The organism is Vulcaniibacterium tengchongense (genome assembly GCF_003814555.1).
GTDB lineage: Bacteria > Pseudomonadota > Gammaproteobacteria > Xanthomonadales > Xanthomonadaceae > Vulcaniibacterium > Vulcaniibacterium tengchongense.
Genome location: NZ_RKQN01000001.1, coordinates 440106 through 461428 on the forward strand (window position 1 = coordinate 440106; position 21323 = coordinate 461428).

24 protein-coding genes, 2 tRNA genes and 1 other RNA gene are annotated in these 21323 nt (G+C 74.4%); 15 read left to right on the forward strand and 12 right to left on the reverse strand.

What is annotated here, in order from left to right; genetic code table 11:
* Positions 1–46: 46 nt before the first annotated feature.
* From EDC50_RS02060 to gloB, 3 genes are all read right to left on the reverse strand, one after another.
* Positions 47–844, reverse strand: a complete 798-nt coding sequence (locus EDC50_RS02060) for an enoyl-ACP reductase FabI (protein ID WP_123768801.1) — start codon at positions 842–844, stop codon at positions 47–49.
* 104 nt (positions 845–948) lie between these two features.
* On the reverse strand, positions 949–2223 hold the full coding sequence (locus EDC50_RS02065) for a lytic transglycosylase domain-containing protein (RefSeq protein WP_242002926.1): 1275 nt from the start codon (positions 2221–2223) through the stop codon (positions 949–951).
* Positions 2220–2987, reverse strand: coding sequence for a hydroxyacylglutathione hydrolase (gloB, locus tag EDC50_RS02070; protein WP_123768802.1), 768 nt, complete (start codon positions 2985–2987; stop codon positions 2220–2222). Before gloB ends, EDC50_RS02065 begins: the two co-directional genes overlap by 4 nt.
* Positions 2988–3071: 84 nt before the next feature.
* On the opposite strand from gloB, the gene EDC50_RS02075 reads away from it, so the two are divergent.
* From EDC50_RS02075 to dnaQ, 3 genes are read left to right on the forward strand one after another with little or no spacing between them, the layout of a single operon-like run.
* Positions 3072–3794 (forward strand): methyltransferase domain-containing protein, encoded by a 723-nt coding sequence (locus EDC50_RS02075; protein WP_123768803.1) that lies wholly within the window; start codon positions 3072–3074, stop codon positions 3792–3794.
* A gap of 11 nt (positions 3795–3805) precedes the next feature.
* Positions 3806–4261, forward strand: coding sequence for a ribonuclease HI (gene rnhA, locus EDC50_RS02080; protein ID WP_123769603.1), 456 nt, complete (start codon positions 3806–3808; stop codon positions 4259–4261).
* 18 nt (positions 4262–4279) lie between these two features.
* Positions 4280–5029, forward strand: coding sequence for a DNA polymerase III subunit epsilon (gene dnaQ / locus EDC50_RS02085; protein ID WP_123768804.1), 750 nt, complete (start codon positions 4280–4282; stop codon positions 5027–5029).
* Positions 5030–5219: 190 nt separating this feature from the next.
* Here the strand turns inward: dnaQ and EDC50_RS02090 are convergent, their stop codons facing one another.
* Positions 5220–5924: a PP2C family protein-serine/threonine phosphatase gene (locus EDC50_RS02090; RefSeq protein WP_123768805.1), complete on the reverse strand. Its 705-nt coding sequence runs from the start codon at positions 5922–5924 to the stop codon at positions 5220–5222.
* 130 nt (positions 5925–6054) lie between these two features.
* Positions 6055–6145: transfer RNA gene (locus EDC50_RS02095), tRNA-Ser, on the reverse strand.
* Positions 6146–6257: 112 nt separating this feature from the next.
* On the opposite strand from EDC50_RS02095, the gene EDC50_RS02100 reads away from it, so the two are divergent.
* Positions 6258–6665: a DUF6165 family protein gene (locus EDC50_RS02100; protein ID WP_123768806.1), complete on the forward strand. Its 408-nt coding sequence runs from the start codon at positions 6258–6260 to the stop codon at positions 6663–6665.
* Between the two features lie 267 nt (positions 6666–6932).
* Here the strand turns inward: EDC50_RS02100 and EDC50_RS02105 are convergent, their stop codons facing one another.
* Positions 6933–7283 carry a BAR domain-containing protein gene (locus EDC50_RS02105; protein WP_123768807.1) on the reverse strand — a complete coding sequence of 117 codons (351 nt, stop codon included), beginning with the start codon at positions 7281–7283 and terminating at the stop codon, positions 6933–6935.
* Entirely contained in the window at positions 7283–8377 is a 1095-nt protein-coding gene (locus EDC50_RS02110) for a glycosyltransferase family 9 protein (protein ID WP_123768808.1), read from the reverse strand. The genes EDC50_RS02105 and EDC50_RS02110 overlap by 1 nt, the downstream gene beginning before the upstream one ends.
* A gap of 21 nt (positions 8378–8398) precedes the next feature.
* Here EDC50_RS02110 and EDC50_RS02115 point away from each other — a divergent pair, with 21 nt between their 5' ends.
* From EDC50_RS02115 to EDC50_RS02145, 7 genes are all read left to right on the forward strand, one after another.
* Positions 8399–9148, forward strand: a complete 750-nt coding sequence (locus EDC50_RS02115; protein ID WP_123768809.1) for a 3-deoxy-D-manno-octulosonic acid kinase — start codon at positions 8399–8401, stop codon at positions 9146–9148.
* Position 9149: 1 nt separating this feature from the next.
* On the forward strand, positions 9150–9908 hold the full coding sequence (locus tag EDC50_RS02120; protein ID WP_123768810.1) for an MBL fold metallo-hydrolase: 759 nt from the start codon (positions 9150–9152) through the stop codon (positions 9906–9908).
* Positions 9905–10930 carry a GTP 3',8-cyclase MoaA gene (moaA, locus tag EDC50_RS02125; RefSeq protein WP_170167579.1) on the forward strand — a complete coding sequence of 342 codons (1026 nt, stop codon included), beginning with the start codon at positions 9905–9907 and terminating at the stop codon, positions 10928–10930. The genes EDC50_RS02120 and moaA overlap by 4 nt, the downstream gene beginning before the upstream one ends.
* Before the next feature lie 243 nt (positions 10931–11173).
* On the forward strand, positions 11174–11671 hold the full coding sequence (gene moaC / locus EDC50_RS02130) for a cyclic pyranopterin monophosphate synthase MoaC (RefSeq protein ID WP_277872335.1): 498 nt from the start codon (positions 11174–11176) through the stop codon (positions 11669–11671).
* Positions 11668–11910 carry a MoaD/ThiS family protein gene (locus tag EDC50_RS02135; protein WP_123768812.1) on the forward strand — a complete coding sequence of 81 codons (243 nt, stop codon included), beginning with the start codon at positions 11668–11670 and terminating at the stop codon, positions 11908–11910. Before moaC ends, EDC50_RS02135 begins: the two co-directional genes overlap by 4 nt.
* A gap of 443 nt (positions 11911–12353) precedes the next feature.
* Positions 12354–12791 carry a molybdenum cofactor biosynthesis protein MoaE gene (locus tag EDC50_RS02140; RefSeq protein ID WP_123768813.1) on the forward strand — a complete coding sequence of 146 codons (438 nt, stop codon included), beginning with the start codon at positions 12354–12356 and terminating at the stop codon, positions 12789–12791.
* Positions 12788–13792 carry a YncE family protein gene (locus tag EDC50_RS02145; RefSeq protein WP_123768814.1) on the forward strand — a complete coding sequence of 335 codons (1005 nt, stop codon included), beginning with the start codon at positions 12788–12790 and terminating at the stop codon, positions 13790–13792. The genes EDC50_RS02140 and EDC50_RS02145 overlap by 4 nt, the downstream gene beginning before the upstream one ends.
* A gap of 226 nt (positions 13793–14018) precedes the next feature.
* On the opposite strand, the gene ffs is transcribed toward EDC50_RS02145, so the two are convergent.
* Together ffs and EDC50_RS02155 are read right to left on the reverse strand one after the other, a co-directional pair.
* Positions 14019–14115: signal recognition particle sRNA small type (ffs, locus tag EDC50_RS02150), an RNA gene on the reverse strand.
* Positions 14116–14184: 69 nt separating this feature from the next.
* Positions 14185–14277: transfer RNA gene (locus tag EDC50_RS02155), tRNA-Ser, on the reverse strand.
* A gap of 171 nt (positions 14278–14448) precedes the next feature.
* On the opposite strand from EDC50_RS02155, the gene dnaX reads away from it, so the two are divergent.
* The 4 genes from dnaX (at position 14449) to EDC50_RS02175 (ending at position 17767) form a co-directional block, all read left to right on the forward strand.
* Positions 14449–16227 (forward strand): DNA polymerase III subunit gamma/tau, encoded by a 1779-nt coding sequence (gene dnaX, locus EDC50_RS02160; protein ID WP_123768815.1) that lies wholly within the window; start codon positions 14449–14451, stop codon positions 16225–16227.
* Positions 16228–16250: 23 nt separating this feature from the next.
* Positions 16251–16571: a YbaB/EbfC family nucleoid-associated protein gene (locus tag EDC50_RS02165; RefSeq protein ID WP_123768816.1), complete on the forward strand. Its 321-nt coding sequence runs from the start codon at positions 16251–16253 to the stop codon at positions 16569–16571.
* 91 nt (positions 16572–16662) lie between these two features.
* The gene (gene recR, locus EDC50_RS02170; protein ID WP_123769605.1) at positions 16663–17256 is read left to right on the forward strand and encodes a recombination mediator RecR; all 594 of its coding nucleotides are present in this window, start codon (positions 16663–16665) and stop codon (positions 17254–17256) included.
* A 154-nt stretch (positions 17257–17410) separates the two neighbouring features.
* Positions 17411–17767: a histidine triad nucleotide-binding protein gene (locus tag EDC50_RS02175; RefSeq protein ID WP_123768817.1), complete on the forward strand. Its 357-nt coding sequence runs from the start codon at positions 17411–17413 to the stop codon at positions 17765–17767.
* Between the two features lie 72 nt (positions 17768–17839).
* On the opposite strand, the gene EDC50_RS02180 is transcribed toward EDC50_RS02175, so the two are convergent.
* From EDC50_RS02180 to EDC50_RS02190, 3 genes are read right to left on the reverse strand one after another with little or no spacing between them, the layout of a single operon-like run.
* Complete coding sequence (locus tag EDC50_RS02180) at positions 17840–18340, reverse strand: Slp family lipoprotein (protein WP_123768818.1); 501 nt, start codon at positions 18338–18340, stop codon at positions 17840–17842.
* Positions 18337–20355, reverse strand: a complete 2019-nt coding sequence (locus tag EDC50_RS02185; protein ID WP_123768819.1) for a transglutaminase TgpA family protein — start codon at positions 20353–20355, stop codon at positions 18337–18339. The genes EDC50_RS02180 and EDC50_RS02185 overlap by 4 nt, the downstream gene beginning before the upstream one ends.
* Positions 20348–21322, reverse strand: a complete 975-nt coding sequence (locus EDC50_RS02190) for a DUF58 domain-containing protein (RefSeq protein ID WP_123768820.1) — start codon at positions 21320–21322, stop codon at positions 20348–20350. The genes EDC50_RS02185 and EDC50_RS02190 overlap by 8 nt, the downstream gene beginning before the upstream one ends.
* Position 21323 lies beyond the last annotated feature (1 nt).

Sequence of the window (21323 nt, forward strand, 5' to 3'; positions counted from 1 at the left end):
AGGCCCGGCGATGCCGGGCCTTTTCGTTTGCGCGCGGCGCGCGGGCTTACTCGCCGGCGTCGATGCCGGTCATGCCGAGGATGTTGTAGCCGGCGTCCACGTAGGTGACCTCGCCGGTGATGCCGGCGGCCAGGTCGGAGCACAGGAACGCGGCGGCGTTGCCGACGTCCTCGATGGTCACGCTGCGGCGCAGCGGCGCGTACTGCTCGACGTGGCCGAGGATCTTGCGGAAGCCGGCGATGCCGGACGCGGCGAGGGTGCGGATCGGGCCGGCCGAGATCGCGTTGACGCGGATGCCTTCCGGGCCGAGGTTCAGCGCGAGGTAGCGCACCGAGGCCTCGAGGCTGGCCTTGGCCACGCCCATCACGTTGTAGTTGGCCAGCGCGCGCTCGGCGCCGAGATAGCTCAGCGTCAGGATCGCGCCCTTGCGGCCCTGCATCAGCGGGCGCGCGGCCTTGGCCAGCGCCGAAAGCGAGTAGGCCGAGACGTCGTGGGCGATGCGGAAGCTTTCCCGGCTCAGGCCGTCGAGGAACTGGCCGGCGATGGCCTCGCGCGGGGCGAACGCGATGGCGTGCACCAGGATGTCGAAGCCGTCGCCCCAGCGCTGCCCGAGCTGCTCGAAGCAGGCGTCGATCTGGGCGTCGTCGGCCACGTCCAGCGGCAGCACGATGTCGCTGCCGTATTCCTGCGCCGCGGCCTCGACGCGCGTCCTGAGCTTGTCGTTCTGGTAGGTGAACGCGAGCTGCGCGCCTTCGCGGTGCATCGCCTCGGCGATGCCGCTGGCGATCGAGCGCTCGCTGGCGATGCCGGTGATCAGGGCGCGCTTGCCTTGCAGAAAACCCATGGTTGTTCCTTCTGTCTGGAGCTGGCATTCCCGGCGCGGGCCGGGCAGGGCGGCCGCGGCGCGGCCGGAAAAGGGGCTAGTTTGCCTCGCGCGCCGGGTGCGGGCTACTCGCCGCCGACCGCGGCGCCGAGCGGATCGATGTCGAGCACCCGCCCGGGGCGCAGCACGCTGTCCGGGCGCAGGCCGTTGCGTTCGAGCAGGTCGGCCAGGCGGATGCCGTAGCGGCGGGCGATGCTCCAGGCGCTGTCGCCGCGGGCGACGGTGTGGCGGCGCGGCGTTTCCGGCGGCGGGGACGAGGCGATCGGGTTCGCCGCGGGCGGCGGCGCGGCGGCCTGGGCGGCTTCCTCCGCGGCCGGCGCGACCAGGGCGGCGTCCGCCGCCGGCGCCGCCACCGCGAGCAGCCGCGCCGGGCGGCCATCGCCGCGGCGGAGGCGGCCCTGCGCGAACGCCGGGTTGAGCCGGCGCAGCTGGGCGGGGTCGCCGCCGGTGCGCTCGGCCCATTGCTCGATCCGCTCCACGTCCGCCGGCACCGTCACCGCCTGCAGCCGCGGCACCGGCCGGTCGAGGGCGCGCATCCACTCCTCGCGGTCGTCGGCCTGCGCCATCAGGCACGACAGCGCGTGCAGCTTGCGCACGTAGGCCTGGGTGATCGGCGACAGCCCCGGCAGCCTCTCCGGCGCGGCGTCGCGCGCCTGCTGACCGCCGCGCTGCAGCGCCGCCAGGATCCGGTACTCGCCGGCGTTGTAGGCCATCGCCGCCAGGCGCCAGTCGCCGGCGAACATGCCGTACAGGGTCTTGAGGTAGCGCACCGCGGCCTCGGTCGAGTCCACCGGCGAAAGACGGCCGTCGTAGCCGTCGCGCACCGGCACGCCGTGGTCGCGCGCGGTCATCGCGATCATCTGCCACAGCCCCGCCGGGCCGCTGGCGCTGCGGGCGCCGGGACGGTAGCCGCTCTCGACGAACGGGATCAGCGCGAACTCGGTGGGGAGGTGCGCTTCGCGCAAGGCGTCGACCACGTAGCCGAACAGCGGCAGCACGTCGTCGTCGCGCGCGGCCAGGCGCTCGGGGGCTTGGGCGAAGTGCCGCCGCCAGCGCGGGCCGGTGTCGGCGGCCGCGCATTCCGGATCGGCCAGGCCCTCGCGGAAGCGTTGGTAGATCTCGCGGCCGTTGCGGGCGGCGGGCGAGGCCGGGGGCGGCGCGGCATCGGCTTCGGCCGGGGGCGCGCCTGCCACCGGGGCCGCGGTCGGCGGGGCGGCGATCTCGACCGGCGCGACCCCGCCGGCAGGCGACGCGCCAAGGGCCTGTGCCGGCCCCGCCAGCGGCGCGCAGGCCAGCGCGAACCCGGCGATCAGGCGCCGGCGCCGTGGCGCCGCCCTCACGCGGCGAACCCGTCCTTCCAGCGCCGCAGTTCGGCGAAGGCCTCGGCGTCGTCGGCCGGCGTGCGGCCGAGCCGCTCGGCCAGGCGCGCGCGCACGCCGGCCTGGCCGACGCGCAGGAACGGGTTGGCGGCGCACTCCTCGGCGAGGGTACTGGGCAGGGTCGGTCGTCCGTCGGCGCGCATGGCTCGGGCCTCCTCGAGACGGCGCCGCAGCGCCGGGTTGTCGGGTTCTACCACGCCGGCGAAGGCGGCGTTGGCGACGGTGTACTCGTGTCCGCAACAGACCCGGGTGTCGCCGGGCAGGGCGGTCAGGCGGGCAAGCGAGGCGTGCATCTGCGCCGGGCTGCCCTCGAACAGGCGCCCGCAGCCCAGGCTGAACAGGGTGTCGCCGCAGAACAGCACGCCCTCGCCGTAATAGGCGACGTGGCTGCGGGTATGCCCGGGCACCGCCAGGACTTCGAGGCGCCAGCCGGCCAGTTCCAAGCGCTCGCCGTCGCCCACCCGCCGGGTCGCGGTGGCGATGCGCTCGTCGCCGGGGGCGATCACCGGCAGGTCCGGCCAGCGTTCCCGCAGCGCCGGCACCCCGCCGATGTGATCGTGATGGTGGTGGGTGAGCAGGATCGCGGCCGGGCGCAGCCCCGCCGCGGCCGCCGCCAGCACCGGCCCGGCCTCGCCCGGGTCGACGATCAGCGCGCGCGCGCCGGCCTCGTCGGACAGGATCCAGATGTAGTTGTCGCTCAGGACGGGCAGAGCCTGCAGGCGCATGCGACCTCCGCGGTTGCCCGGATGATGCCGGGCTGACGCACAATCGTGGCTGGACAGGGGGTCCGCCCCCGGAGGCCGCGAACCATGCCCGCCCGCTCCCCGCCCCGTCAACCCGCGCCCGCGCCGCCCGGGGCCCTGGCCTGGTACGCCAGCGAGGCGGGCCAGGGGGTGCTCGCGGTCGAGGAGCGGGCGATGGCACGGGTGCTGGCCGGCTGCCCGGCGTTGCCCTGGCTGTGGCTGGGGGTGCCCGGGGCGGTGGCCCCCGAGGCCACGGTCCGTCGCGGCGTGCGCCTGTGCCGCACCCCGGGCGGCTTGTTCGACGGCACCGTGCGCTGTGGCCTGCCGCTGCCGCTGGCCAGCGAATCGATGTGCGCGGTGCTGCTGCAGCACGCGCTGGACGACACCGCGGCGATCGGCCCGCTGCTGGACGAATGCGCCCGCGTGCTCGCGCCCGGCGGGGTGCTGTGGCTGGCGGCGCTGAACCCGTGGAGCCCCTACCGCGCGCGCTGGGCGCGCAGCGGCCTGCGCGCGCGCGACCCGGGGCGCTGGCAGGCGGCGCTGCGCCGGGCCGGCTTCGCGGTCGACACGGTCGGCGTGCAGTGGCTGGGCCCGCATTGGCGCGTCGCCCATGGCGAGGTCGGGATCGGCGCCGCCGACCGCCTGCGCGCCGGCATCGCCCTCACCGTGAGCAAGCGCGTGCACGCGCCGATCCCGCCGACGCCGGTGCCGGCGCTGCTGCGCTGGCAGGGCGCGCCGGCGGGCGGACGCGGCGCGCGGCGCGCGCGTGAGGCGATAATGCGGCGATGACGACAGACAATCTGAAGCGGGTCGAGGCCCATACCGACGGCGCCTGCCTCGGCAACCCGGGCCCCGGCGGCTGGGCCGCGCTGCTGCGCTACCGCGGCCGCGAGCGCGAGCTGGTCGGCGGCGAGTCGGCCACCACCAACAACCGCATGGAGCTGATGGCGGCGATCGCGGCGCTGGAGACGCTCAGCGAGCCGTGCGAGGTCGCGCTGTACACCGACTCGCAGTACGTGCGCCAGGGCATCACCGAGTGGATCGGCAACTGGGTCCGGCGCGGCTGGAAGACCGCCGGCGGCGAGGCGGTGAAGAACCGCGACCTGTGGGAGCGCCTGCATGCCGCCAACCTGCGCCACCGGGTCGAATGGCATTGGGTCAAGGGCCACAACGGCGACCCCGACAACGAGCGCGTCGACGCGCTCGCCCGCGCCCAGGCGCAGCAGTTCCGCGCCGCCGCCGCCCCCGTGCGCTGAGCGTGCGAGAATGCGCCGATGCGGCAGATCGTCCTCGACACCGAAACCACCGGCCTGAGCTGGGAACGCGGCAACCGCGTGGTCGAAATCGGCTGCGTGGAGTACCTGGAGCGCCGCCCCACCGGGCGCACCTTCCACGTCTATCTCAAGCCGGACTGCGAGTTCGAGCAGGGCGCGCAGGAGGTCACCGGCCTGACCCTGGAGTTCCTGGCCGACAAGCCGCGCTTCGAGGAAGTCGTCGACGAGTTCCTCGCCTTCATCGACGGCGCCGAGCTGATCATCCACAACGCCGCGTTCGACATCGGCTTCCTCGATCACGAGCTGCGCCGGCTCGGCCCGCAGTACGGCTGCATCGCCGACCGCTGCCGGATCGAGGACACCCTGCTGCTGGCGAGGCAGCGCTTCCCCGGCCAGCGCAACTCGCTGGACGCGCTGTGCAAGCGCCTGGGCGTGGACAACTCGCACCGCCAGCTGCACGGCGCGCTGCTCGACGCGCAGCTGTTGGCCGACGTCTACATCGCCCTGACCTCCGGCCAGGAGGAGATCGGCTTCGCGATCGACACGGGCGCGGAGGAGGTCGAGGCCGTGGCCTACCGAGTCGACGTCCGCGCCCCGCGCCCGCGCGTGCGGGCCGAGGCCGAGGAACTGGCCGCGCACCACGCCCGCCTGGAGAAGCTGCGCAAGAAGGCCGGCGGCGCCTGCGTCTGGGACCGGTACCTGGCGCCCGAAGCCGAAGCGGAGCCGGGCGCGGCGCTGGCCCTGGCCTGACGCCGCGCGCTTGCGGGCCTCACCCCCGACCCCTCTTCCGCAAGCGGGAGAGGAGCCCCCGCGACGCTGGACGCGAACAAGCCCTCTCCCGCTTGCCGCGAGGGGGCTCCCGCGACGCGCTGATGCCCACAAGCGCCTCTCCCGCTTGCGGGAGAGGGGCGAGGGCAAGGGCCAAGCAAGTTCCGCGCGCTCAGTGATTGCGCACCAGGATCACGGTCACGTTGTCCGATCCGCCGCCGTCCAGCGCCGCCGCGACCAGGGTGTCGACGCACTCCTGCGCGCTGCAGTCGCTCTGCGCCAGCACCTTGGCGATGCTGCGGTCGTCGACTTCCTCGGTGAGGCCGTCGCTGCACAGCAGCAGCTGCATGCCGGGGCGCAGCTCCCCGGTCATGGTCTCGACGTTCAGGTTGCGCGGGTCGGTCACGCCCAGCGCCTGGGTGACGACATTGCGATGCGGGTGGCTGCGCGCCTGCTCGTGGGTGATCGCGCCGTTGGCGATCAGCTCCTGCACGTAGCTGTGGTCCTGCGACAGCTGCGCCAGCTGGCCGTCGCGCCACAGGTAGACCCGGCTGTCGCCCACCCAGGCCACCTCGAAGCGGTTGCCGGCGATGCGCGCGGCGACCACGGTGGTGCCCATCGGCAGCGCGTCGTTGCGGCGGCGCGAGGTGCGGATGATCTCCTCGTCGGCGATCCGGATCGCCTGCGCCAGCGGCGTGCCGTCGCGGACCTCGCGCACGATGCTGTCGCGCGCCAGCGCGCTGGCGACCTCGCCGTACTCGTGGCCGCCCATGCCGTCGGCCACCAGCCACAGGCCCAGTTCGCTGTCGCCGTAGTAGGTGTCTTCGTTGAGTTCCCGGCGCAGGCCGACGTGCGAAAGATGTCCGAATTCGATCATGCGTCGGTCAGGCCGCTGCGCTCGTGATGCCGTCGAGCCGAATAACGGAATCATCGGGGCCGGGCGGCCGCGAGGCAAGCCGCGGATTCACGAAAGACGAAACGCCCCGCGAGGGGGCGTTTCGCGTATCTGGCGGAGAGGGGGGGATTCGAACCCCCGAGGCGCTATAAACGCCTGCCTGATTTCGAGTCAGGTACATTCAACCACTCTGCCACCTCTCCGGGTGCAGCGAGCCGGTAATGATACGGACCCGGCGCCGGCGCGGCAAGGCGCCAGCCGGGCCGCGGCGCCGGCGGCTACACTGTCGCCCCCGACTGAACGGCCGCATCCTCCATGTCCGAAATCCTGGTCCCGGTGTCCTTCGGCGAGTTGCTCGACAAGATCGCGATCCTGCAGATCAAGTCCGAGCGCATGACCGACGAGGCCAAGCTGGCCAACGTGCGCAACGAACTGTCCGCGCTGGAGCGGACCTGGATGGCGCATCCGGCCGCCGGCGGCGACGTCACCCGCCTGCGCGCCGAGCTGAAGGCGGTCAACGAGCGGCTGTGGGACATCGAGGACGCGATCCGCCTCAAGGAGAAGGCGCAGGCCTTCGACGAGGAGTTCGTGCGCCTGGCGCGCAGCGTCTACTTCGAGAACGACGAGCGCGCGCGGATCAAGAAGGAGATCAACCTGGCGCTGGGCTCGACCTACGTCGAGGAGAAGTCGTACCAGGACTACAAGACCGGCGCGGCGCCGTAACCGCCGCGCGCGTCCTGCCCGGATTGCCGGCCCGGAGGCATCGCCCGCGCGCAGGCCCTTCCCGCGCCTCGCCGCCACCGCGCTCGCGCGGGTGCTTGCACGCCCGTCCCCGTGCGGGTGAGCCGGCTGCCGGCGCAGCGCGGTCGCGTGCAGGGGGCCGCGCCGCGGTGGGCGCCGCGCGCTGCCGTCCGGAACGATCGAGTAGGCCCGTCGTTCCGCGCTTCGCGGCGGCCGGGAGCGGCTTCGGGTGCGGCCGCCGCCTTCGCCTCAGCGCGCCAGCGCGTAGGCCGCCACCGCGAACGCCAGCAGCGCGGCGGTGACGGCGACCACGGCGAACGTCTGCAGCCGGTGCAGGCGCCGGTCCTGTTCGGCCTGGCTGCGGCGCAGCTCCGCCAGCGTGGCCTCGAGCTGCTGCGCGCCCTGCTTGAGCGCCGCCAGGGTCTGCTCCATCTCCGCGGCCAGGGCGCGGATCGCCTGGTCGTTGCGGTCGACCGCGTCCTGCAGCTCGCGGATCTGCTCCGGCACCTTGGACGGTTCCCGGCTGCGGGTGAACATCGGGCGCGCGGCGCGGATCAGCTCCGGCAGCAGCGGCGCCACCACGGTGAACCATGCGGCCATCACGGCCTCCTGTGATCCTGGGAGGGATAGTCGCTGCGATAGCGCTCGAACGCGGCCACCGCGTCCTCGACCGTGACCAGGTCCATCACGCCCTCGTGCTCGATCTTCGTGCCCCACTTCAGCTCGGCCGCGGGCTTGCCGCGGAACTTGCGCGCGGCGTCGTCGTAGCGGTCGACGCAGTAGCGGCGGTCGCTGTAGGGCCCGCTGCGGGCCGGGTTGCTGGCCGCGTGCAGGCCCAGCACCTTGGTGCCCATCGCGTTGGCGATGTGCATCGGGCCGGAATCCGGCGTCATCAGCAGCTGGCCGCGCTCGAGCAGCGCCGGCAGTTGCTTGAGCGTGTCCTTGCCGACCAGGTCGAGCACGCCGGAGGACGGCGCCGGCGTACGCATCGCCGCGAGGATCGCGTCGGCGGTGCGCCGCTCCAGCTCGCTGCGGCCGCCGCACAGCACCACCCGCCAGCCGCGCGACAGCGCGTGGTCGGCGACGGCGGCGTAGCGCTCCGCGCGCCAGTTGCGCAGCGCGTGGCTGGAGCAGGGCGAGATCAGCAGGGTCGGCGTGCCGTCCTCGGGCCACTGCGCGCGCGCCCATTCGCGCGCCTCGGCGGGCACCGGCAGATCCCAGCGCACCTCGGCCTGGGCGAGGCCGAGCGGCTCGCAGAAGCTGCCGATCGCCTCGAGCACGTGGATGCCGGGACGGTCGGGGATGCGCTCGTTGACGAACAGGCCGTGCAGGTCCTTCGAGCGCGCGCGGTCGTAGCCGATCCGCCGCCGCGCCGGCACGAACGCCGACAGCAGGTTGGCGCGCGCCGCCACCTGCATCTGCAGCAGGGCGTCGAAGCGCGGCGCCGGGCCGAGCCGCTCGCGCAGCGCCTGCCGCGCCGCGCGCATGCCGGCGAGGCCGCCGGCCTTGTCGTACTCGACGAACTCGACGCCCTCCAGGCCGGCGAGCAGGCGGTGCTCGGCCTTGCCGATCAGCCAGACCAGCCGCGCCTGCGGCCAGGCGCGGCGCAGGGTGCGCACCAGCGGCACCACGTGGGTGACGTCGCCGAGGGCGGACAGGCGCAGCAGGCAGATCGAGGCGGGCGCGGCAGGCACGTGGTTGCTAGACTCGGAGGGATGACGGGCTTCGATGCTGCCGAGGAGTTGACGCCGTTCCGCGACGACAGCGGCTTCGGTGCGATTCTGTTCGACCGCACCCGCGTGCGGCAAGCGAGCCCGGCGTGGTTCTCGCCGGGCTTCTGGGATGCGCGCGCGCGGCCGGTGGACAGCGGCGGCCGCGGCGGCGCCTGGTTCGTCGACGCGCCGTTCGGGCCGGCGCTGCTGCGGCGCTACCTGCGTGGCGGCCTGGCCGCGCGCTTCAGCCGCGACCGCTACTGGTGGCACGGCGCCGCGCGCACGCGCAGCTTCGCCGAGTTCCGCCTGACCCGGGCGATGGCGGAGAAGGGCGTGCCGGTGCCGCGGCCGATCGCCGCCTGCTACCGGCGCGAAGGCCCGTTCTACCGCGCCGCGATCCTGCTCGAACGCCTCGACGACGTGCGTTCCTTCGCCGACCGCGTCGCGGTGGCCGGCGACGGCGCGCCGTGGGAGGAAGCCGGCCGGCTGATCGCGCGCGCGCATCGCGCCGGGCTCGACCATGCCGACCTCAACGCGCACAACCTGCTGTTCGACAGCGCCGGCCGCGGCTGGGTGATCGACCTGGACCGCGGCCGCGAGCGCATTCCCGCGACCGGCTGGCGCGAACGCAACCTGGCCCGGCTGCGGCGCTCGCTGCTGAAGCTGCGCGGCGCGCGCAGCGCGGAGCAGGTCGCGCGCGATTTCGCCCGCCTGCGCGCGGCCTACGACCGGGCCTGGGAACGAGGCTACTGAGATGGCCTGGCATCTGCGCCTGCACGGCGTCGGCAACGCGTCCGCGGTCGAGCTCGGTTCGGCGATGGCGACCATCGAGCGCGACGGCCGGCCCTGGCTGACCATCGACTGCGGCGGCGAGGGCCTGACCGCGTTCCTGGCGCACTACGGCGCGCCGCCGCCGGCGCTGTTCGTCACCCACACCCATCTCGACCACGTGGCCGGCTTCGAACGGTTGTTCGTGGCGAACTACTTCGACGCCGCGCGGCGCGGCCGCACCCGCCTGTACGTCCCGGCCAAGCTGGTGCCGCTGCTGCACCAGCGCGTGGCCGACTATCCCAACGTGCTGGCCGAGGGCGGGGCGAACTTCTGGGACGCGTTCCAGCTGGTCCCGGTCGGCGAGGCGTTCTGGCACGACGGCCTGCGCCTGGAGACGTTCCCGGTGCGCCACCATTGGCCCGAGACCGCGTACGGCCTGCGCCTGCGCGGCAGCGTGGTCTGGACCGGCGACACCCGGCCGATCCCGGAGATGCTGGCGCGCCACGCCGACGCCGGCGAGCTGATCGCGCACGACTGCGCGCTGCACGGCAACCCTTCGCACAGCGGCATCGACGATCTGGAGCGCGAATACCCGCGCGCGCTGTTGGCGCGCTGCCTGCTCTATCACTACGCCAGCGCCGCGGACGGGGAGGCGTTGGCCGCGCGCGGCCATCGCGTGGCCCGCCCGGGCGAGCTCGTCGCGTTGAACGAACCGACGGCGGAGCGGTCCGAACCGGCATGACCGCGCTGTCCGCCGTCCCCGCGCTCGCCCCGCGCGACCGCTTCGGCCGGCCGATCCGCGACCTGCGCCTGTCGGTGATCGAGGCCTGCAACTTCCGCTGCCCGTACTGCATGCCGGCCGAGCGCGTGCCCGACGGCTACGGCTTCGACCGCGCGAGCCGGCTGTCGTTCGACGAGATCGAAACGCTGGTGCGCGGCTTCGCCGCGCTGGGCGTGCGCAAGCTGCGCCTGACCGGCGGCGAGCCGCTGCTGCGGCGGAACCTGCCGCAGCTGGTCGCGCGCCTGGCGCGGATCGAAGCGCTGGAGGACATCGCCCTGACCACCAACGGCGCGCTGCTGGCGCCGCAGGCGCGCGCGCTGCGCGACGCCGGGCTGCACCGGATCACGGTCAGCCTGGACGCGCTCGATCCGCAGCGCTTCCGCGCGATGAGCGGCGGGCGCGGCGAGATCGCCGACGTGCTGGCCGGCATCGCCGCCGCGGAAGCGGCCGGCTTCGGCGCGCTCAAGCTGAACTGCGTGGTCGAGCGCGGGGCCAACGACGACCAGGTGCTGCCGCTGGTCGAGCGTTTCCGCGGCACGCCGCACGTGTTGCGCTTCATCGAATACATGGACGTGGGCACCTGCAACGGCTGGCGCCGCGGGCGGGTGGTGCCCTCGGCCGAACTGCGCGACCGCATCGCCGCGCGCTGGCCGCTGCGCCCGCTCGGTCCCCACTACCGCGGCGAGGTCGCGTCGCGCTACGCGTTCGAAGACGGCCAGGGCGAGATCGGCTTCGTCAGTTCGGTCAGCGCGCCGTTCTGCGGCGATTGCCATCGTGCGCGGGTGTCGGCGGACGGCCGCCTCTACACCTGCCTGTTCGCCGGCGAAGGCCACGATCTTCGCGCCGCGCTGGCCGAAGGCGAGGCCGCGTTGCGCGAGCGCGTCGCCCGGCTCTGGCAGGCGCGCGGCGACCGCTACAGCGAACTGCGCGGCACGCCGGCGGCGCCGCGCCGGCGCGTCGAGATGTTCCTGGTCGGCGGCTGAGCCGGCCGGGCGCGTGCGCGGCGCTCCGGCCGGGGCGAGGTCTTTCCGGCGGCGGATTCGCGCGGACGAAAGGATCCGAGCAGAAGCGGCATGACGGATGCGGCGCGTCGCGGGTGCGCGGCCAACCGGCAATGGAAAATCGCCGATCCGCGCCGATCCGCGTGTCCACCGGCCAAATGCAAGACCGCCACGGGACGGCATTCCCGGCCGCGCGAGGCTAAGCTTGGCGGCCGGAGGGCCTTCGTGAAGCGCAGCCGCACACCCGCATTGACCCATCTCGATCCGCACGGCCGCCCGGCGATGGTCGACGTCTCGGCCAAGCCGGCGAGCGCGCGCGCGGCGTCGGCCGAATGCCGGGTGCGCTTCCCCGCCGAGGTCGCGCGGCAATTGCGCGCTTCCGGGTTAAAAAGCGCCAAGGGCGGCATCGCCGAGACCGCGATCGTCGCCGGCACGATGGCGGTCAAGCGCACCCACGAGCTGATCCCGTTCTGCCATCCGCTGCCGATCGACGGCTGCCGGATCGCGGTCGAGTGGGCCGGCGAGAACGTGCTGCGGATCGAATGCACGGTGAAGACCGTGCACCGCACCGGCGTGGAGATGGAGGCGCTGACCGGCGCGACCGTCGCGGCCCTGACCGTGTACGACATGTGCAAGGCCTTGTCGCACCGCATCGTGCTCGGCCCGGCGAAGCTGCTGGCCAAGCGCGGCGGCCGCCGCGACGTCGGCGGGGAGGTCGGATGACGGCCCGGGCCAAGGTGCTGTACTTCGCCAGCCTGCGCGACGCGGCCGGGATGGCCGAGGAAACCGTCGAACCCGCTGGCGATCTGCGGGCCTTGTACGAAGCGCTGCGCGCGCGCCACGGCTTCACCCTGCCGCCGGAACGCCTGCGCGTGGCCGTCGACGGCGCCTTCGCCCGCTGGAACGACCCGGTCCGGGAAGGCACCGAAATCGCCTTCATCCCCCCGGTGAGCGGGGGGTGAGCGTGCGCGGCCGATGCCCTATCGGCATCGGTCGCGCATGCGAACGCCCGGCCATGGCTGGCCGGGCCGGGCGTTCCGGAGCCGGCGCGGTGGCGCCCGGGACGGCGGCAGCGACCTTCGAGATGCGAGGCGATGCCCCATCGGCATCGCGCGCGGCGGCGAGCGCCCGGCCACGGATGGCCGGGCCGGGCGGTCCGGAGCCGGCCCGGCTGCGCCCGGGAGGGCGACAGCGACCTTCGGGATGCGAGGCCATGCCCTTCGGCATCGGTCGCGCATTCGATCCGCCCGCCTCATGCAAGCACGCGGCCTTCGCCTGGGCCGCACGGCGCGGCGCCGGCGGTTGCCGCGAACCGCCGTCCACCCGGCCTGCGAGCGCGCCGCCCGTTCCCCTGTCGCCGCAGCCTGCGTACACGGCGCCGCCGCCGCGGTGCGACAATCGCCGGATGAAGCGCTTCGCCCTCTCGGAGACCCCGTTCGACACCGCCGCGCTGCGCGCGCAGCTGCTCGACGACCGCGTCGGCGGTTACGCCAGCTTCGAAGGCTGGGTGCGCGACCACAACCAAGGGCGCGCGGTGCGCACCCTGCGCTACGAGGCCTACGCCGCGCTGGCCGAGACCGAGGGCGAGCGCGTGCTGGCCGAGGCGCTGGAGAAGTTCGACGTCCTCGACGCGCGCTGCGTGCATCGCGTCGGCGACCTGGCGATCGGCGAGCTCGCGGTGTGGGTCGGCGTCGCCGCCGCGCACCGCGACGCCGCATTCGCGGCTTGCCGCTACGTCATCGACGAGATCAAGGCGCGCGTACCGATCTGGAAGCACGAGCGCTACGCCGACGGCGACGCCGGCTGGCTGCATCCCGAAACGAACGCAGGAGAGCCGCGATGAACCTGAGATCCGTCTGCCTGCTGTCGCTGGCGCTGCTGGCGCCGGCGGCCGGCGCCGCCGAGTTGCTGGTGGGCAACAAGTCCGGCGACAGCGTGTGGCGGCTGTCGACCGAGGACGGGCGCAAGCGCGGCGAGTTCGCGGTGGGCCCGGCGCCGCACGAGATCGCGGTCTCGTCCGACGGTGCCCTGGCGCTGGTCAGCAACTACGGCGGCGCGACGCCGGGCCGCACGCTGAGCGTGCTCGACCTGCGCGCCGGCAAGCTCCTGCGCGTCATCGACCTGGGCGAGCACGGCCGCCCGCACGGGCTGCGCTTCCTCCCCGGCGACCGCCGCGCGGTGGCGACCACGGAGGCCTCGGGCCGCCTGGTGCTGGTGGACATCGCCGCGGGCAAGGTGGAGGACGCGATCGCGCTGGGGCCGGGCCGCGGCCACATGGTCGCGTTGTCCGCCGACGGCCGGACCGCCTACGTCACCAAGATCGATGCGGGCACGCTGAGCCGGGTCGATCTCGAGGCCCGGCGCAAGAGCGGCGAGCGCGCCGCCGGCGCCGGCGCCGAGGGCGTGGCGGTGCACCCGCGCAGCGGCGAGGTGTGGGTCAGCAATCGCGAGGCCGGCACCGTCACCGTGCACGACCCGGACACGCTGGAGATCCGCGCTACGATCCCGAGCCCCGGCTTCCCGATCCGGGTAACGTTCACGCCCGACGGCCGCCACGCGCTGGTCACCAATGCGCGCGCGGCGACCCTCGGCGTGATCGACGCCGCCGCCAGGCGTTCGCTGCACGCGATCGCGCTGGCGAAGCCGGGCGTCGAGTACCGGGAGACGCTGCTCGGCCGCGCCGCGTTGCCGATCGGCGTGACCGCCGATCCGGCCAGGCCGCGGGTGTACGTCGCGATCAGCGGCGGCGACGAGATCGCGGTGATCGACACGACGCGCTGGACGGTGGCCGAGCGCTGGGCGAGCGGGCGCGAGCCCGATGCCTTGGGCATCGTGGCGCGTTGAGCCGGACGGAGCCCGCCGCCGCGCGATGGGCGGCGATCGGATCGCTGGCCCGGCCGCTGCCCGATCCGCGCATCGCCCTCCCGACAGCGGGAACGAAGGCGGTTGCCGACTTCACAGGGGCGGGGCATGAAGCGCGCCGCGGGCGCCCGCGCCGGGGGCGGGGGCGGGAAGGGCACGAAGAACCGACGCCCGCCGATGCGGCGTTCCGCGGGCCGGAAGGGCGATGACCCCGCCGGCTGGCCTCGGCGCCCGCATCGATCGATACCGTTGCTGCCTTCCGGCCCTGGCGGGGTTTTCGACCTAGCGTCGCGAGGGGCCGACGGGGCCACCATAGAGACGGGTGCTATCGAGAAGGAAAACCCGCACCTGGCGATGCGGGTTTTCCGGAAATCTGGCGGAGAGAGCGGGATTCGAACCCGCGAAGCGGGGTTTAGCCGCTTACACACTTTCCAGGCGTGCTCCTTCAACCACTCGGACATCTCTCCGCACCTGGTACCGCGCTCCCGAGTGCGGCGTCCGGCCGTTTCGGGACATTGGATTCTAACTGCGCGGCGGTAGCGGAACAAGCGCGCGCGGCCGGCGCGGGCGGGCGTGGCACACTATGGCCTTCCTCCTCGCACGTGCCGGCGCCCGCGCCCGGCCATCCCGAAGGCCGCATGTCCTATCTCGTCCTCGCCCGCAAATGGCGCCCCAAGCGCTTCGCCGAACTGGTCGGGCAGGAGCACGTGGTGCGCGCGCTGACCAATGCGCTCGATTCGGGGCGCGTTCACCATGCGTTCCTGTTCACCGGCACCCGCGGCGTCGGCAAGACCACGATCGCGCGCATCTTCGCCAAGTCGCTGAACTGCGAGCGCGGCACGTCCGCCGAGCCCTGCGGCGAGTGCAACGCCTGCCGCGACATCGACGCGGGGCGCTTCATCGACCTGCTCGAGATCGACGCCGCCAGCAACACCGGCGTCGACGACGTGCGCGAGGTGATCGACAACGCGCAGTACATGCCCAGCCGCGGCCGGGTGAAGGTGTACCTGATCGACGAGGTGCACATGCTGTCCAAGTCGGCCTTCAACGCGCTGCTGAAGACGCTGGAGGAGCCGCCCGGGCACGTGAAGTTCCTGCTCGCGACCACCGACCCGCAGAAGCTGCCGGTGACGGTGCTGTCGCGCTGCCTGCAGTTCAACCTCAAGCGCCTGGACGAGCAGCAGATCCAGGGGCAGATGACGCGCATCCTCGAGGCCGAGGGCATCGCCGCCGAGCCCGGCGCGATCCGCCAGCTGGCCAAGGCCGCGGACGGGAGCCTGCGCGACGGCCTGTCGCTGCTCGACCAGGCGATCGCCTACACCGGCGGCCGGCTCGAGGACGCGGCGGTGGCGGCGATGCTCGGCACGGTGGACCGCACCCGCGTCGGCGCGCTGCTGGACGCATTGGCGCAGGGCGAGGGCGCGCGCCTGCTGGCCGAGATCGAGGCGCTGGCCGAGTTCTCGCCGGACTGGGACAGCGTGCTCGAGGCCTGCGGCGAGGCGTTGCACCGGATCCAGGTGCGGCAACTGGTGCCCGAGGCGCAGATCGAGAGCGACGGCGTCGACGTGGACGCGCTCGCGGCGCGGTTGCGGCCCGAAGTGGTGCAGCTGTGGTACCAGATGGCGCTGGCCGGCCGGCGCGAGCTGCCGCTGGCGCCGAGCCCGCGCGCCGGCTTCGAGATGACCCTGCTGCGCATGCTCGCGTTCCGGCCGGGCGAAGCCGAGGGCGCGCGCGTCGGCTCCGCGGCATCGCGCGAGGCGGCCGCCCCGTCCCCGCGACCGGCCGCCGCGGCGCCGGCGCGCGAGCGCCCGGCGCCGCCAAGCCCGTCCGTCGAGGAGGCGCCGGGCGAGCACGCGGCCGCGCCGCCGCCCAGGTCCGCGGCGCCGCCTGCGTCCGCGCCGCGCCACGATCCACCGCCGGCTGCGCCCGAGCGCGCGCGCGAATCCGCGCCGGCGATCGAGCTTGCGGCCGAGCCTTCCCGCGCCGCCGCGGCGCCGGCGGCGACCGACGCCGGCATCGCCGATGCCGAGGCCTGGCATGCGTTGGTCCTGGCCAGCGGCCTGAAGGGCCCGGCGCGCGAGTTGGCGGAGCACGCGCTCTTCGTCGGCTACGAGGCCGGCGTGCTGCGCCTGGCGCTGTCGCCCGCGGACGAGCTGCTGAACACGCCGATGTCGACCAGGCTGCTCGGCGAGGCGCTCGGCCGGGCGCTCGGCGCGCCGCCGCAGATCCGCTTCGAGATCGCGGCCGGACCGGCGGCGGTTGCGGGCGAGTCGCTGCGCGAACGCAACGCGCGCGCGCGCGACGCGCGCCAGGCGGCGGCCGAGGCCGCGTTCATGGGCGATCCGGACGTGCAGCGCCTGATCGCCCAGCACGGGGCGCGGATCGTCCCCGATTCGATCCGCCCGTTCGACGACTGATTCCCTACCAAGCGAGAAACGACATGCGTGGAAACATCGCCCAGCTGATGCAGCAGGCGCAGCGGATGCAGGAGAACATGCAGCGCGTGCAGGAGGAGCTCGCCAGGCTCGAGGTGACCGGCAGCGCCGGCGCCGGCATGGTCAGCGTGACCCTGACCGGGCGCATGGAGTGCCGCAAGGTGCGCGTCGATCCGAGCGTGCTGAGCGACCCGGAGATGGCCGAGGACCTGATCGCCGCCGCGTTCAACGACGCCGTCAACAAGGTCAACGCCGAGTCGCAGGCGAAGATGGCCGCCGCGACCGCCGGCATGCCGCTGCCGCCGGGCATGAAGATGCCGTTCTGAACCGATCGCCCGTCGCTCCGCGACGGCGGGAACCCCGCGGCCGCAGCGCCGCCGGGCTTCCGCCCGCGCGGGACGGCGGCGCCCGATGCCGATGTCGTCCCTGCTCGAACAATTGATCGACGCGTTGCGCGTGCTGCCCGGCGTCGGCCAGAAATCCGCGCAACGCATGGCCTACCACGTGCTCGAGCGCGACCGCGCCGGCGGCGCGCGCCTGGCGGCGGCGCTGGCGTCTGCGGTGGAGCGCGTGGGCCATTGCGTGCGCTGCCGCGACTTCAGCGAGACCGAGGTCTGCGCGACCTGCGCCAGCGCCGGCCGCGACGCGCACCAGCTGTGCGTGGTCGAGTCGCCGGCCGACCGCCTCGCGATCGAACAGGCCACCGGCTACCGCGGCCTGTACTTCGTGCTGCAGGGCCGGCTGTCGCCCTTGGATGGCGTCGGCCCGCGCGAGCTCGGCCTGGACACGCTGGCCGCGCGCCTGGCCGAGGGCGAGGTGCAGGAGCTGATCGTCGCCACCAACCCCACCGTCGAAGGCGAGGCCACCGCGCACTACCTGGCGCAGCTGGCGCGCCAGCACAAGGTGCGGCCGAGCCGGCTCGCGCACGGCGTGCCGCTGGGCGGCGAGCTGGAATACGTCGACCGCGGCACCCTGTCGCACGCGTTCGGCTCGCGCAGCGAGATGGAGTGAGGCCGGGATCCGCGGCCGGCGACCCGAGGTCCGCAAACGCGCGATCCGCGCACGGCCTGGTTGCCAGCGCCATCGCCGGGCGCTCGCCGCAGGGCTTCCGCCGAACCCGCGAAGGCGGCAGTATCCGAGTCCGCACCCGAACCCCGAGCCGGCCATGACCGACACCATCTTCCACAAGATCATCCGCCGCGAGATCCCTGCCGACGTGGTCTACGAGGACGAGCACCTGATCGCGTTCCGCGACATCGCGCCGCAGGCGCCGGTGCACGTGCTGTTCGTGCCGAAGACCTCGATCGCCACGCTCAACGACCTGCGCGCCGACCAGGCCGAGATCGTCGGCCGCCTGGCCCACGCCGCGGCCGAGTACGCCAAGCGCGAAGGCTTCGCCGAGGACGGCTACCGCGTGGTGATCAACTGCAACGGCCACGGCGGCCAGACCGTGTACCAGCTGCACCTGCACCTGCTCGCCGGCGCGCCGCTGGGACGATTCGGCGCCGGCCGCGAGGCGTGACGGCAGGGCGGATCGCGCCCACGAAAAAGCCCGCCGCGCGGCGGGCTTTTTCATGCGCGGAACGCGGGCCGGTCACCACCAGCCCCAGCCCCACCACGGCCACGGATGCGGCGGGTAGTTGTTGTAGATCACGTCGACGGTCTCGCGCTGCGGCCACAGGTAGACCACGTCGGCGTCGACCACCGGGAAGCGGTAGTCGTAGCCGCCGATCTTGCGGGTCTCGTAGCCGGACACGCGGCCGACGAAGGTGACTTCGCGGTTCTTCTCGAACACCGCCGGGTCGTAGAAGCCGGTGCGGCAGGCGAGGAAGCGGCCGCCGGTGTCGTCGCTGCCCCAGGACGGGCGGCCGGTCGTGCCGAGGTTGGTCGAGATCATCTCGAAGCAGGTGCGGTTGCTCTGCGGTTCGACCTGGACGATGCGGCCGCCCCAGCGCACGGCGGCGCCGGTGCTGTCGTTGGCGGCGGCGTCGCGCGGGGTGATCGAGGCGAACTCGCCCTGCAGCGGCTTGGGCTGGGTGGCGCAGGCGGCGAGCAGGACCGCGCTGGCGGCGAGTACGGCGAGACGGGCGTTCATCTGCGTTCTCCTGGAGGCGTCGCACGACCGGGGCCCTGCGACGCGGACGGGGCGGGGGTCGGGCGATGCCGGCGCAGGGCCTGGGCCAGCGCGCGGGCGGTGCGTCCCCCCGGTTCGCCGACAGCGTAGCGCCATTCGCTGAAACGGTGGCTGAGTTCGCGCAGGGCGGGGCCCAGGTCGGGCCGCGCCGCGGCCACCCGGGCGGCCCAGGCTCCCGCCGGCTCGTGCGGTTCGCGCTCCAGGCCGAGCCGCCGGTAGCGGCGGCCGAGCGCATGCCAGGCGCGCAGCACCGGGTCGCGTTCGCGCTCCCCGCGCGCGCTCAGCCATAGCATCCACGCCAGGGCGAGCGCGGCGCAGGCCGCGAACAGCAGCACCAGGTGCGCGCCGTCCAGGCGCTGCACGCCCAGCCCGCTGAGCAGGCGTTCCTGGCGACGCGCGTCGAAGCCGAGGACGAAGTCGTTCCAGCCGCGCCGCAGCCAGTCGCCGACGTCGACCAGCGAGCGCGCGCCGCCGCCGAGGCCCCCGAGCAGGCCGTCGGCGCCGGGCAGGCGGTCCCCGATGGTGTCGTAGATGCGTTCCGGGGCGACCGCCGCGGTCGGGTCGACCCGCACCCAGCCGCGCCCGCGCAGCCAGACTTCGGTCCAGGCATGCGCGTCGGAACGGCGCACCAGCCAGTAGTCGCCGATCGGATTGCGGTAGCCCCCGGCATAGCCGGTGACCACGCGCGCGGGCACGCCGGCGGCCCGCATCAGCACCGCGAAGGCCGAGCTGAAGTGCTCGCAGAAGCCGGCCCGGGTATCGAACAGGAACTCGTCGACCGCATGCCGGCCGGGCAGCGGCGTCTCCAGGGTGTAGGCGAAGTCGCGGCGGATCCAGGCGAGCGCACGGCGCACCACCGCGGCGTCGTCGCCGCCGGCCTCGGCGCGCCATTGCCGGCCCAGCGCCACGGTACGCGGGTTGTAGCCCTCGGGCAGTCGCAGCGCGAGCGCGCGCAGCGCGCGCGGCAGGTGCGGCTGGTGGTGCCGCGGCGCGGCCGAGCGCAGCCGCCAGCGGCTCACCGAGGTCTGCGGCCGCAGCGCCTGCAGGCCATGGTCCGGCGCCAGCGTGGCCCCGTCCGGCGCGGCCAGGGGCAGGTCGAGCGCGACCAGTTGGCGGCGGTCGGTCGGCTCCAGCTCGATCTCGTAGTCCCAGTGCGGCGGCCCGGCATCGAACGGCGCCGGCGCGATCCCCGGCGGCCAGCGCAGCTGCCACCAGGTGCGGCCGTCGAAGTCCCACAGCACCGGCCCGCGCCAGTACAGCTGCTGGCGCGCCGGGACGGGGCCGAAGAAGCGGGCCCGCAGCGCCGGGCGCTCGTCGCCGATCAGGTCCAGCCATTGCCCGGGGCTCATCCGGTCCGAGAGGCCGGGCCGCGCCAGCGCACGCTCCGGGATGCCCCACAGCGGCGCGCCCAGGCGCGGCACCAGCCAGAACGTCGCCAGCGCCAGCGGCAGGCCGACCGCCAGCAGGCGGCCGGTCGCCGCCAGCCGCCGCCACAGCGGCGGCGCGGGGTCGGGGGCGCCCGCTTCCAGGTCGGCCAGACGCTGCAGCGTCGCCAGCGCGAGCAGCGCCGCGAGCAGGCCGAGCAGCAGCGACAGCGGCCCTTGGTCGAGCAGGAAGGTCGCGAACGGCGCGAACAGGGCGAAGCCGACCAGGCTGCGCGCATCGCGCAGGGTGAAGGTTTCCGCCGGCTTGAGCGCGATCATCGCCGCCAGCAACGCGCAGCCGGTGTCGCGGCCGAGCGAGAAGCGGCTGGACGCGAGCACCAGGCCGACCAGCGCCAGCGCCAGCAGCAGGCGCAGCGCGCCGGGCAGCGGCCGCCGCCAGGTCAGCAGCGCGACGGCGACGGCGGTGGCGCCGAGGCCGCCCTGCAACGCGCCGGGCAACTGCAGCAGCAGCGGCAGCAGCGCGGCCGCCGCGGTCAGCAGGGTGGCCCGCCTTGCGGCCGGGTCCAGCGGCAGCGGGCGCGCGCTAGGCATACGGCATCAGCGCCAGCGCGCGCAGGCAGGCGTGGCGGTGCTGGGCGCCCTGGCCCGGGCCGAGCGCGGGCTGGTTCGGCAGGTGCAGGCGGTAGCGGCGGCCGTCGCGCTCGGCCTCGTCGACCCAGCGCGCCAGGCGGGCGATGCGCGCCTCGTGGTCGAGGCCGCGCAGTTCGCGCCAGTCGAGCACGACCTCGGCGCCCTGCGGCTGTTCGTATTCGCGCACCAGCAGATGGTCGCGGCGCGCCGAAGGCTTCCAGGCGATCGCGCGTCGCGCGTCGCCGGCGCGGTAGTTGCGCAGGTGGTGGACGTCGTCGCCGCTGGGATGCAGGCGCGCCTGCACGCGGTCGCCGCGGCCGCCCGGCAGCGGCGGCCCGTGCGCCTCCGGCGCCGGGTACACCAGCAACGGCTGCTGCGGCCAGACGTACGCCCAGGCGCGTGCCAGGCCGAGCGGCCGCGTGGTCGACACGCGCAACCGCGGCAGGTCGTACCAACCGCGTCGCTGCGTCGGCAGCGCCAGCTCGCAGTCGCCGCGGCCGTGCTCCAGGTTCAGCACCGCCGGCGCGACCGCGGCGTCCCCGTCGCAGCCGAGGGCGCCGTCGTCGTCCACGCGCAGGCCGCGGCGCGCGCGCCCCGGCGCGGCCTGCGCATGCACGCGCACCCGCAGCGGCCGCCCCGCGGCAACCGGCTCCGCATCGATCGCGCTCACCGCCAGCCCCGACAACTGCAACTGCGCCGCGACCAGGCTGGCCAGGCCGGCGCCGCCGAGCAGCAGGCCGAGCAGCAGCGCCGGGTTGTTGTTGTAGTTGAGCGCGCCGCCGAGCATCGCCAGCAGCAGCGCGGCGTAGAACAGGCCGAAGCGGGTCGGCAGCACGTAGATGCGGCGGCGGTGGAACGCGGCCGGCAGCGGCTCCGGCTCGCGGGGCCGGGCCCAGGTCGACGCGAATTCGCGCAGGCGTTGCGGCACC

Bases quoted from the DNA above. Each gene is read 5' to 3' on its own strand.
- dnaQ (WP_123768804.1), top strand. From the start codon at position 4,280: ATGCGGCAGATCGTCCTCGACACCGAAACCACCGGCCTGAGCTGGGAA.
- EDC50_RS02145 (WP_123768814.1), top strand. From the start codon at position 12,788: ATGAACCTGAGATCCGTCTGCCTGCTGTCGCTGGCGCTGCTGGCGCCG.
- EDC50_RS02115 (WP_123768809.1), top strand. From the start codon at position 8,399: ATGACGGGCTTCGATGCTGCCGAGGAGTTGACGCCGTTCCGCGACGAC.
- EDC50_RS02135 (WP_123768812.1), top strand. From the start codon at position 11,668: ATGACGGCCCGGGCCAAGGTGCTGTACTTCGCCAGCCTGCGCGACGCG.
- recR (WP_123769605.1), top strand. From the start codon at position 16,663: ATGTCGTCCCTGCTCGAACAATTGATCGACGCGTTGCGCGTGCTGCCC.
- EDC50_RS02165 (WP_123768816.1), top strand. From the start codon at position 16,251: ATGCGTGGAAACATCGCCCAGCTGATGCAGCAGGCGCAGCGGATGCAG.
- EDC50_RS02075 (WP_123768803.1), top strand. From the start codon at position 3,072: ATGCCCGCCCGCTCCCCGCCCCGTCAACCCGCGCCCGCGCCGCCCGGG.
- gloB (WP_123768802.1), bottom strand. From the start codon at position 2,987: ATGCGCCTGCAGGCTCTGCCCGTCCTGAGCGACAACTACATCTGGATC.
- EDC50_RS02140 (WP_123768813.1), top strand. From the start codon at position 12,354: ATGAAGCGCTTCGCCCTCTCGGAGACCCCGTTCGACACCGCCGCGCTG.
- moaA (WP_170167579.1), top strand. From the start codon at position 9,905: ATGACCGCGCTGTCCGCCGTCCCCGCGCTCGCCCCGCGCGACCGCTTC.
- EDC50_RS02180 (WP_123768818.1), bottom strand. From the start codon at position 18,340: ATGAACGCCCGTCTCGCCGTACTCGCCGCCAGCGCGGTCCTGCTCGCC.
- EDC50_RS02120 (WP_123768810.1), top strand. From the start codon at position 9,150: ATGGCCTGGCATCTGCGCCTGCACGGCGTCGGCAACGCGTCCGCGGTC.
- EDC50_RS02060 (WP_123768801.1), bottom strand. From the start codon at position 844: ATGGGTTTTCTGCAAGGCAAGCGCGCCCTGATCACCGGCATCGCCAGC.
- EDC50_RS02185 (WP_123768819.1), bottom strand. From the start codon at position 20,355: ATGCCTAGCGCGCGCCCGCTGCCGCTGGACCCGGCCGCAAGGCGGGCC.
- dnaX (WP_123768815.1), top strand. From the start codon at position 14,449: ATGTCCTATCTCGTCCTCGCCCGCAAATGGCGCCCCAAGCGCTTCGCC.
- EDC50_RS02105 (WP_123768807.1), bottom strand. From the start codon at position 7,283: ATGGCCGCATGGTTCACCGTGGTGGCGCCGCTGCTGCCGGAGCTGATC.
- EDC50_RS02100 (WP_123768806.1), top strand. From the start codon at position 6,258: ATGTCCGAAATCCTGGTCCCGGTGTCCTTCGGCGAGTTGCTCGACAAG.
- EDC50_RS02090 (WP_123768805.1), bottom strand. From the start codon at position 5,924: ATGATCGAATTCGGACATCTTTCGCACGTCGGCCTGCGCCGGGAACTC.
- EDC50_RS02175 (WP_123768817.1), top strand. From the start codon at position 17,411: ATGACCGACACCATCTTCCACAAGATCATCCGCCGCGAGATCCCTGCC.